Origin of the sequence: Chitinophaga sp., from assembly GCF_035564935.1 — a bacterium.
GTDB lineage: Bacteria > Bacteroidota > Bacteroidia > Chitinophagales > Chitinophagaceae > Chitinophaga.
The window spans coordinates 1-2,670 of sequence record NZ_DATMTE010000429.1; the positions used below are offsets into that span (position 1 = coordinate 1).

Annotated in this window: 5 protein-coding genes; 2 read left to right on the forward strand and 3 right to left on the reverse strand. The window is 46.4% G+C overall.

Annotated features, from left to right (window positions below):
- Positions 1-101 precede the first annotated feature (101 nt).
- Both VN105_RS11105 and VN105_RS11110 read left to right on the forward strand, forming a co-directional pair.
- A complete protein-coding gene (locus VN105_RS11105; protein ID WP_325640806.1) occupies positions 102-485 on the forward strand; it encodes a response regulator in 384 nt (127 codons plus the stop codon).
- 141 nt (positions 486-626) lie between these two features.
- Entirely contained in the window at positions 627-1,106 is a 480-nt protein-coding gene (locus VN105_RS11110; RefSeq protein WP_325640807.1) for a group II truncated hemoglobin, read from the forward strand.
- Between the two features lie 4 nt (positions 1,107-1,110).
- Here VN105_RS11110 and VN105_RS11115 read toward each other — a convergent pair whose 3' ends face one another.
- The 3 genes from VN105_RS11115 to VN105_RS11125 all read right to left on the reverse strand — a co-directional run.
- Entirely contained in the window at positions 1,111-1,590 is a 480-nt protein-coding gene (locus VN105_RS11115) for a hypothetical protein (protein WP_325640808.1), read from the reverse strand.
- A 25-nt stretch (positions 1,591-1,615) separates the two neighbouring features.
- The gene (locus VN105_RS11120; RefSeq protein WP_325640809.1) at positions 1,616-2,245 is read right to left on the reverse strand and encodes a class I SAM-dependent methyltransferase; all 630 of its coding nucleotides are present in this window, start codon (positions 2,243-2,245) and stop codon (positions 1,616-1,618) included.
- Positions 2,246-2,279: 34 nt separating this feature from the next.
- On the reverse strand, positions 2,280-2,670 hold a 391-nt coding region (locus VN105_RS11125), incomplete at its 5' end, for a DUF2461 domain-containing protein (RefSeq protein WP_325640811.1).

Here is a 2,670-nt window from a genome sequence, read left to right on the forward strand (position 1 = left end):
ATTTTCCGATGGTATTAGCGCTGTGTCCGGAGCTGCAATTTTCATTTGGTATGGTTTTTAAACATTTACTGTTCATCAACTATTACTTTTAAAACCATTTTATGATACATCAACTTACAAATACCACGTCCAAACAAAAGCTCCTCATTATTGAAGACGAAGGAGAGATGTGCCTGCTGATCAATTTACTGCTGGATGGTAAAGAGATGGAGATAGAACATGTACCAACCATTTCCGATGCTGTGGAATATTTTCAACAGCACCCGCCAGCCATCGTATTGCTTGATAACCGGCTGCCCGATGGGTTTGGATTGGATTTCATCAGTTATATCCGGGAGAAATATCCTGCTACCAAAATAATTATGATTTCCGGGATGGATGCGGCCGCAAAGGATGTGGCACTGGCCAATGGGGCACACCTTTTCCTGGAGAAACCTTTTAACAGAACAACATTATACAGCGCTATAGAACAATTGCTGGATTAAACTTAGTTCACCCGGCGCCGTTTCATCCCGGCGCCGGGTGAATAACCCCACCTACTTTTTGGTAGGCGCTTGTTTTGCATCTTCCCTCCTGTTAACTTGGCTGCTTAATTATTATCTTTAAAATAATCAAGCAACCTGATAATGACTTCAGAAAAAAAGATCCCCACTTTATACGAATGGGCAGGCGGTATGCCTGTATTTGAAAAGCTGATGTATGCCTTTTACGATAAGGTGTTACAGGATGAATTATTAGCGCCCGTATTCCGGCATATGTCGCCACAGCACCAGCTGCATGTAGCCCATTTTATCGCCGAAGTTTTCGGTGGCCCGAAAATGTACAGTGAAGATGACAACGGTTCACATTTCACCATGATCCAAAAGCACCTGGGCAGGCATCTTACAGAGCAACACCGGAAAAGATGGGTAGCGCTGCTGCTTGAAACTGCCGACACCTTGCAGCTGCCGGATGATCCGGAATTTAGATCGGCCTTTGTGGCATATATTGAATGGGGCACACGTATCGCAGTGATCAACTCCCAGGATGGAGAAGCGCCCATGAAGCCGGATGAGCCCATGCCGAAATGGGGATGGGGAGAGCCTGGCGGGCCTTATATTCCGTAGCGGATCAGGGCCTTCCGCTACCCTTTTCCCACTCTTTTCTCACGTTTATGAGCATTACCAGGTAAGGTATTTCCAATATCAGCCAGAAAATATTTGTTACCACTACCACCAGGTTCATGCCGCCGTAAGAAACGGTGATATAAGCCGTATAGCACCAGGCAAGTATGGAAATGGCGGTAGCTGCCAGGGCTAAAATGATCGCATACTTTTTTTCCAGGACGATCAAAAGATTGGGAAGAAATCTCAGCAGCGGAAAAAATATCACCGAAGCAATAGAAAAAAGTGTTACTGTATTTAATTCTTTCCAATCATATACACCGGGATGCGCCCTATATACCATATAGCTGCTCAGCACTGAAAAAGCAGACAATGCCAGGTAGAGATATGCGTATATTTTCAGTGCCAGGGGAATCAGGTGCCAGCGCCGCACCCCGGGTCCTTCGGGGAAGTCTTTTTCGAAAATGGACGATGTGTTGTTGGTCATAGGGAATAAATTTATTTTCTGCAGTTTACCTGCGGGCAATGAGGATAAGGTCTGTTGTGTTGCTTCCGTCGGCGGCAGGATATTGCTCCCGCTGAAGAGCTATCAACTCAAACCCGTTTTCCTTCAAAGCGTTTTCCAGGTAACCGGCCTCGTGATAGTACATATAAAACTCATCGTTCCCATCTGTGTGGAAGAAACCGGACTTTGCATATTCATCTTCCATAGTACTGATATAAAGTACGCCGCCGGGCGTGAGCAAACCGGCAGCATCTGCAATCAGTTTTTCTGCTCCTTCCCTGCTGAGATAGGGCAGGCAAAACCCGCACATGATCCCCTCAAAGGTTTTACCCAGCCGGGAAATATCCCTGGCATCCATCAGTTGGAATGCCGCCTGCGGATTATTGGTGTGGGCCAGCTCCAGCATGTTAGGCGCCAGGTCGATACCAAGCAGGTGAAAATCCGGCCGTTGCTGTAACAGGTACCGGGTAATATTGCCGGGGCCACAGGCTATTTCCAGCACAGCAGCCCCCTGTTCCGGAATGCTGTTACAAAACAAATCGAAAGATGCATGATAACGCGACACATCCATGTGTCTTTCCTGGTACAGGGTGGCGCGTTTATCAAAAAGACTGATGACCTGCTGCAGTTTATCCATAGTGGAAGGATTAGGTACCAAATATAAGGAATTGTTACTCCGTAAGGCCATTGGGATCCATGGTAAGCGCCTCGCTCATATAATCCAGGAACGGGCGCATGGCCTTAAATGTAAGATTAGCTTCTTTCAGGAAGTTATCGCTTAATACTTCTTTATCGGTAAATTTTCTTACCAGCACAAATTGTTTGTAGCGTAACAGGTCGATGGCTTCATGATCTACCGGGTAGCCTTTGGGCATTTTTTTCAGTTGTTCCCCTTCAATTGCTTTAAAATAAGTTTTGAAAGATTTACTATTTAAGATCTTTCTCAGGGGTGCGGGATCAAACGCGATCTCTTCCCGGATGCGCTTCAGGTCTTCCGGAACCGGCGCCCAGAAGCCGCCGGCCACAAAGCTGTTGCCCTGCTCTATATGAAAATAATACCCG

Bases quoted from the DNA above. Each gene is read 5' to 3' on its own strand.
- VN105_RS11105 (WP_325640806.1), top strand. From the start codon at position 102: ATGATACATCAACTTACAAATACCACGTCCAAACAAAAGCTCCTCATT.
- VN105_RS11110 (WP_325640807.1), top strand. From the start codon at position 627: ATGACTTCAGAAAAAAAGATCCCCACTTTATACGAATGGGCAGGCGGT.
- VN105_RS11115 (WP_325640808.1), bottom strand. From the start codon at position 1,590: ATGACCAACAACACATCGTCCATTTTCGAAAAAGACTTCCCCGAAGGA.
- VN105_RS11120 (WP_325640809.1), bottom strand. From the start codon at position 2,245: ATGGATAAACTGCAGCAGGTCATCAGTCTTTTTGATAAACGCGCCACC.